The organism is Meiothermus sp. (genome assembly GCF_025056915.1).
GTDB lineage: Bacteria > Deinococcota > Deinococci > Deinococcales > Thermaceae > Meiothermus.
Genome location: NZ_JANWVH010000032.1, coordinates 22,602 through 29,619 on the forward strand (window position 1 = coordinate 22,602; position 7,018 = coordinate 29,619).

6 protein-coding genes are annotated in these 7,018 nt (G+C 62.3%); 3 read left to right on the forward strand and 3 right to left on the reverse strand.

Translation table 11 applies throughout. The features are described 5' to 3' along the window. Positions 1-13: 13 nt before the first annotated feature. The 3 genes from NZN28_RS07070 to NZN28_RS07080 form a co-directional block, all read right to left on the reverse strand. Positions 14-1,174, reverse strand: a complete 1,161-nt coding sequence (locus NZN28_RS07070) for a MalY/PatB family protein (protein ID WP_295396599.1) — start codon at positions 1,172-1,174, stop codon at positions 14-16. A 279-nt stretch (positions 1,175-1,453) separates the two neighbouring features. After that, a complete protein-coding gene (locus tag NZN28_RS07075; RefSeq protein WP_295396602.1) occupies positions 1,454-2,578 on the reverse strand; it encodes a diguanylate cyclase in 1,125 nt (374 codons plus the stop codon). 547 nt (positions 2,579-3,125) lie between these two features. Beyond that, positions 3,126-4,154, reverse strand: coding sequence for an NAD(P)/FAD-dependent oxidoreductase (locus NZN28_RS07080; RefSeq protein ID WP_295396605.1), 1,029 nt, complete (start codon positions 4,152-4,154; stop codon positions 3,126-3,128). 57 nt (positions 4,155-4,211) lie between these two features. On the opposite strand from NZN28_RS07080, the gene NZN28_RS07085 reads away from it, so the two are divergent. The 3 genes from NZN28_RS07085 (at position 4,212) to NZN28_RS07095 (ending at position 6,823) form a co-directional block, all read left to right on the forward strand. Further along, positions 4,212-4,859: a ribonuclease HII gene (locus tag NZN28_RS07085; RefSeq protein ID WP_295396606.1), complete on the forward strand. Its 648-nt coding sequence runs from the start codon at positions 4,212-4,214 to the stop codon at positions 4,857-4,859. 61 nt (positions 4,860-4,920) lie between these two features. Then, positions 4,921-5,415 (forward strand): DUF4384 domain-containing protein, encoded by a 495-nt coding sequence (locus NZN28_RS07090; RefSeq protein WP_295396608.1) that lies wholly within the window; start codon positions 4,921-4,923, stop codon positions 5,413-5,415. A 325-nt stretch (positions 5,416-5,740) separates the two neighbouring features. Continuing rightward, entirely contained in the window at positions 5,741-6,823 is a 1,083-nt protein-coding gene (locus NZN28_RS07095) for a TRAP transporter substrate-binding protein (protein ID WP_295396610.1), read from the forward strand. The last annotated feature ends 195 nt before the right edge of the window (positions 6,824-7,018 follow it).

Consider the following 7,018-nt stretch of genomic DNA (forward strand, 5'->3'; position numbering starts at 1 on the left):
TGCCGTGCTGGACTCAATCTAAGGTTTGCATCACCCGGGCCATGCGCTCGAGCGCCTCTTGTACCAGATGTCGGCTGGTCGCAAAGTTCAGGCGCAGCCAGCCCTGGTACTGCGGGCCAAAAATCCTGCCGTCGTTGAGGCCGAGCTTGGCCCGCTCGAGCATCACTTTGTGAACCTCCTGGGCGAAGGGGGCGCCCGAAAAATCAAACCAGGCCAGGTAGGTGCCCTCTGGGGGCAGGTAGCCCACCTGGGGCAGGTGCTCCGCCATAAAACCGGTGATGAAGTCGCGGTTGCCCTTCAGATAAGTCCGTACCTCCTGGAGCCAGTCCTGGGCGTGCTCGAGGGCAGCCCGCCAGGCAGCCATCGAGAGCACATTGGGGTGGCCGCCAAGGCCCTTGGCGACCTGGGCCAGCGCCGCCACAATCTGGCGGTTGTGGCTGATCGCCACCCCACCCCCAAGCCCCGCGGTGTTGTAGGTTTTGCAGGGGCCGGTCAGGGTCACCGTGCGCTGGGCAATCTCTGGGCCGAGCGAGGCAATGGGGATGTGCACCCCTTCGTAAATCAGGTCGGCCCAGAGTTCATCGGACATCACCCACAGGCGGTGGCGCAGGGCGAACTCGGCCAGTCGCTCCAGCTCATCACGCCGGAAGACCCGCCCGGTCGGGTTTTGCGGGTTACACAGCATCAGGAGCCGGGTGCGCGGGGTGACCAGGCTTTCCAGGTGCTCAAAGTCGATCTCCCAGCCGGTAGGGGTACGCAAAAGCGGGTTGTACCGGGCAACCCGATGGTGTTCGTGCAGGGCGTGAAGAAAGGGGTGATACACCGGCACCTGGGTGATGACCTCGTCGCCGGGGCTGCTCAGGGCGAGCACGCTGGCATAAATGGCTGGCACCACCGAGGTTGTGAGCAGCAGGTGCTCGGGAGTGAGGCCGGTGAGGCCGTGCTGGCCCTGCTGCTGGATAATCAGCTGCAACAGCTGTCTGTCTCCGGCCATCTGGGGGTAGCCCACCCGCTCCTGAAGCCGTTCCACAATGCCCTGGACAATGGCCGGGCTGATGGGAAAGTCCATGTCGGCCACCCACATGGGCAGCACATCCTCGGGGTAAAAGTGCCATTTGCCGCTATAGCCGTGGGGGTCGCGCAGGGTGAGGGGCGATAGGTGGTCGAGTTGCATAACCTTAGCTTAGAGCACCCTTCACATGTTACGAGCCATTCGACCTAAAGAAAGCCCTGTCCTGGACAGAACAGTGGTAGCCTATCCAGGTGGCCACGACTGGGAAAGGCGCGATAAAGCCGCGCCTCCTCGGAATGGTTTATCGCTTGGATGCGACAACCCTTGTGCCTTTGTCGAAGCCGTTCTCGGTATGGGCTTTAGACTTTCGGCCCATCAAAAGTGCGGCTTGGGTCGTGCGGTAGGCGTATGACCTTCTCCTTCCCAGGGGGATCCTGGCCCTTACTTCACGTCCGGAGCCGTGGTGTGGGCCGGAATGATGACGTCCTCCAACTGCTCTTCCAGTACTACCTGGTTGCGCCCGGCGGCCTTGGCCCGGTACATGGCCTCGTCGGCCCGGCTCAGGATGGCCGCCACGGTATCGCCGTGGCGATAGCAGGCCACGCCCAGGCTCAGGGTGACCTGTACACCCGACATGGGGGTTTCGCGGATGGCCTCGAGCAGGCGCTGGGCCAGGTGATGGGCTTGCTGGAGGTCGGTCTCGGGGGCCAGAATCAAGAACTCTTCCCCGCCCCAGCGGGCCAGGCTATCGCTCTCGCGCAGGTGCTGGAGAAGCCGTCCGGCTGCCTCGCGCAGAACCTGATCGCCCACCGAGTGACCATAGGTATCGTTGACCCGCTTGAAATGGTCGAGGTCGGCCAGCAACACCGCAAAGGGGCGGTTGTAGCGACGGGCCCGGTCGAGTTCGTTGTCTAGCTGAATCTGCATGGCCCGCCGGTTGGTCAGGCTGGTCAGGGCGTCGGTATGGGCCATCTGGTGCATCTGGGCGTAGTGGCGGCGAAGGTAGGCGAACAGGTACAAAAGGCTCAGGTAGGCGATGTTGGAGAGGGTGAACTGAAGGGCGGTGTTGGTGGACGAGACGTTGAGGGAGGGACTCGAGAGCAGGCCAATGCTGCCCGCCAGCAAGCCCAAAGCCAGATAAGTCAGAGAAAAGCGCAAGGCCTGTCGCCTACTGAGCAGGTTGAAGGCCATCAGGTATACCATGGGAAACCACAACACGGCGGGGGTAATACCGTCGCGCTGATGCAGCTTGTAGGCCGCCTCGTAGTAAAGGCTGAAAATCTCATACACCGCAATCAGGCCCAGGGCAACCTGCCAGACCAGCCGTATGCCGTGGGGATTGCGCCACAAGTAAATCTCCAACAGCACAAAGCCCAGGGCCATCGGAAGGAGCAGCAACTGGTCGGGCAGCGAAAGCTTACCCGCCACCACCGACAAACCCCAGGCCGCCAGGGCCGCCAGGGCCCCAAGGGGGAGCAGCCAGAGGGTGAGGCGAATGCGCAAACCCTCGAGGGGGTCGGCAACCTCTATAGTGGCGAAGGGGTCGGGCTGACGACGGGGAAGCATAGCAGACGATTGAAATAATCTATCACTACCTAGCACCTTTGTGAGTTTATGGAGGGCTTGGGTTCCCTCCGGCGGAAATACGGCTATAGCATCGTGTAAATGGCAAGAAATAGCGTATCCGGCGCTACAGATTGCGGGTTGCATGCAAAAGCGAAGGTCTTGGACTTTAGGCGTACCACACGGTCGAGCGACCCAGACACGCCCAGTGATAGCCCTCAAGCCCCTCCCAGCCGCTTTGGGAGGGCATCGGACAAGACCCCCAAGGCTGCTTGCGTGAAGGGCCGGGTCAGCCACCCCACCTGGTCTCCCCTGCGAGGTCGGGGAGGAACCGAGCGGGGCAGGGCTGGGATTGACTTGCTCACCGGGCGGGTGGGGGTGTACGGGCTTTTATGCGACTTGCAAGCAACTTTCAAGAAAGTGGGGTGGGGGGTCTCCCACTGCCCCCTACGCCCGAACCCCTGTTTCGACGCGCCGCTTCAATCGTATGCAAAGTGTTCAGGCAGAGTTGGCCTTATCTGGCCATCGGCGATGGACCATGAGCGATGGGCTAGGGTTTGAGGTACTCAATCAGGTACTCAGCCGCAGCCCACCCGCTCTGGCGCCCCCCTTCGTGGGGTGGGCCGCCGCCCCCGCCCCCCAAAAAAACCAGGTTGTCCTGGGCCAGAAAAGGCCAGGGGTGGGTCTGGGTGGGTAAGGCATATCGCCAGCGATGGGCCATCGCGGTGCGGCAACGGCCAACCCAAGGCCCAAAGAGTTCCTGAGCAGCCTCAATGATCCGACTCAAGGCCTCGGCTAGGGTGAGTTCCAGGTTTTTCTGGCTCCACTCAGCCGAGGCATGCAGAACCAGCACCGGGGGGTCGGGCACGGCCCGCTTGGTGTGATCGAGCGCGGCCCAGGCCAGCACCGGGTGCTCGATTTCCAGACCCACCCAGTCCAGATAGGGCAGATGCTCGAGCACCAGAATGGCCGCCCAGCACGGGGCGTAGCGCACGGCCTCGAGGGCTGCGCGCACCTCGGGTCGGAGGAACCCCTCGGCCAGCTGGAGGGCCTGAGGAGCGGGCATGTTGAGCACCAGGGTTCGGCCCGAGCGAACCTGTCCATCCTCCAGAACTACCCTCCAGTCGGCTTCGTGCTGGTTTTTGTGAAGCGCTGTAACCAGGGCCTTGGTTTCCAGAGGCAAAGGTTTCTCGTGCGACTCCAGCCCTTGTAAAAAAACCTTGCCCAGCGTACTCATGCCGTCCGGGCAGATGTAGCGGGGGTGCCCGGCCTTGCGCGATTTGATGCCGCTTTTGTTCAAGACCGGAAACCCCTGGGCCCACTCACGCACAATGCCGTGCTTGACCAGATCGGGAAGGAGGATGCGCAATTGGTCGTTTTTGGCCGTGAAATACTGGGCGCCGTGGTCTACCCGCACAATTCGACCATCGAGCTCGAGCCAGCGGGTTGCCGCCCGTCCCGAAACCCCTCGGGACTTGTCCAGAATATGCACGCTCAGTCCGGCTCGAGCCAGATCCCGTCCGGCAGCCAGGCCGGCCAGACCCGCGCCCACAATCAATACATCGGGTGAGTGCGTCATATCAAGACCAAGAATCGGGCCTGGAGCGCGTTTCGTCAATCTGGTAGGCTCTAGACGGTGGAGCCAGCCCTGGAAAGAGACTGGTGGGCAATGGGCTTGCGGGTAGCCGGCATTGATGAAGCCGGGCGGGGGGCGCTGGCCGGGCCGGTGGTGGCCGCAGCGGTGATTCTGCCCCCGCTGAGTGGCCGTAACACCTACCCCTTCTACGACTCCAAAACCCTTCGCGCCGAGATACGCGAGGCCCTGGAATCGCAGATTCAGGCGGTAGCCCTGGCCTGGGCGGTGGGGAGGGCCGAGGCGGCGGAAATAGACCGGCTGGGCATTCTCAAGGCCACCCACCTGGCGGCCCTGCGGGCCCTGGAGCAGCTCACTGTAATGCCTGAAGCGCTCCTGACGGACTATCTGCGCTTAGAGCCCGAGTGGCGAAGATACCTTGCCCTCTGTGGCACGCCTCATCTTTCCTCCCGGTTCCGCTGCCCACCCAAAGCCGACCAGGGCAGCCCCACCGTAGCAGCAGCCAGCATCCTGGCCAAAGTGGCACGAGACCGGTATATGCAGGCCCTCGAGCAGTGCTATCCGGGTTATGGCTTCGCGCAGCACAAGGGGTACGGTACTGCCTTGCACCTGGATGCGCTGAGACGCCTGGGGCCCTGTGAGGAACACCGCCGCACCTTTGCCCCGGTGGCCCAGGCGGGGCTTCTTTAGACTCTCTTGAAAATGCGACCTTTGCAGGCGCGGGGGGATTAGAATTTGCGAGGTGGTGGTCATGCAAAAAATACTCCCGCTGGCTTTACTGGCTGCATTGCTCTCGGGTTGCTTTCCGGTGCGCCCGACCGTTACGGTGGGTTTGCGCTTTGGTTTTGAACTCAACCCCATCCTCACCCGCTTTGAGCCCGACCGCGGGCGCGGGGCCGGCTATCTGGTCGGCGAGAGCGTTCGCTTCATCGTCAGTTTGACCCGCGCAGGCTATGTAACCCTGGTGGGCATTGACCCCGACGGCCTGACCTACGAATTTGACCGGGTCTTCCTCAATCCCGGCACCCATCTGCTCTCAGGCCCGCCCGGATTCCGTTACGAGCTGCGCCCGCCCTTGGGCCTCCAGCGGGTGCGGGCCATCTACACCGATACCCCCCACCCCTCGGGGTTTGTCTTTCGGGGTACCTACAGCGCCGAGGGCTGGGATCAGCAAACCTCTATCTACATCCAGCGCAGCGGCTCGAGGGTGCGCGACGTAGCCGAAACCTACTTTTTCATCCGCTAGCCGATCACGGGGAGGGGGTTCCCCAAAGACCGGGTACGGCGTCAGACCCACGACGCCCCGGGCGGTGTGGTGTAGTAGATGGCACGATAAAAGGGCCCGGGTGTCATAACTGCCATATGTACACCAAAACTTCAAAAATCGGCTAAAACACAGGAATCGTCCCCTGTGGGCCAGCAAAATCAGATTTGCTTTTGGCTAAGTCGGAATCAAAAACCGACTAAATGTGTTCACGGTTGCTATTGATGCTTGCGAGCGACTGGCATATAATCGGCTCGCACCCATCAGTGCATGGAAAAGTAGCTATTGTTTGTTCAGGAGGAAACAAATGAAGCGACGTGACTTCTTGAAGAAGGCGGGGATTGGTGCTGTTGCCGCCAGCACGGTCTTCGGCCCGGTCTATGCCCAGACCACCCAGCGCATTCGCTGGCGCATGGCCACGAGCTGGCCCCGCGCCCTGGACACCCTGTTTGGCGCCGCCGAAACCGTTGCCAAGCGGGTCAGCGAGCTGACCGAGGGCCGCTTTGAGATCCAGGTGTTCCCTGCGGGTGAACTGGCGCCGGGCTTGCAGGTGCTGGACGTGGTGCAGGCCGGCAACGTAGAAATAGGCCACACCGCTAACTACTACTACATCGGCAAAAGCCCCTCCCTGGCCTTCGATACCGGGGTGCCCTTCGGCCTCAACCCGCGCCAGCAAAACGCCTGGCTCTACTTCGGGGGCGGGCTCCAGGCCATGCAGAAGGTCATCGCCGACTTCAACGCCATCACCTTCCCAGCGGGCAACACCGGGGTGCAGATGGGTGGCTGGTTCCGCAAGGAAATTCGCGGCCCCGAAGACCTCAAGGGCCTGCGCTTCCGCATCCCGGGCCTGGGCGGCCAAGTGATGACCCGTCTGGGAGCAACGGTACAAACCCTCCCCGGTGGGGAGATTTTCCTGGCCCTCGACCGGGGCGCCATTGACGGCGCAGAGTGGGTGGGCCCCTACGACGACGAAAAGCTCGGGCTGAACAAGGCCGCCCGCTTCTACTACTACCCCGGCTGGTGGGAGCCCGGTTCGACCGTCTCGACCATCGTGAACCTCGAGCGCTGGCGCAGCCTGCCCAAGGCCTATCAGGAGGCCATCATCAGCGCGAGCCGGGAAGCCAACGAGCAGACCATGGCCGAGTACGATGCCAAAAACGCGCCCGCACTGGCCCGCCTGCAGCGCGCCGGAACGCAGCTTCGGCCCTACCCCAGCAGCGTTTTGCAAGCCGCCAACAAAGAAGCCACGGCCCTCTACGAAGAAATCGCCGCCAAGGACGCCACCTACCGCGGCATCTATGAGAGCTGGAAGAAATTCCGCGACGAGTCCCGCCGCTGGTTTGCCACCAACGAATTCCGCTTTGACGACTTTGTGCGCAACCTGCGCTAGGTAGTACCCGATACCAAGCGCTTCACGCCCATACCCGGTACAGCTGGCTGTGCCGGGTATGTCTTTAGAGCGCTCTTCACACATTGTGAGCCACTCGAGTTCGAGAAAGCCCGGTTTTGAACAGAACAGTGGCCGCCTGGAAACTCGAACACATGCGTCTCGGCCCAGACGCAACGCAGACAAGCGTGCCTCACC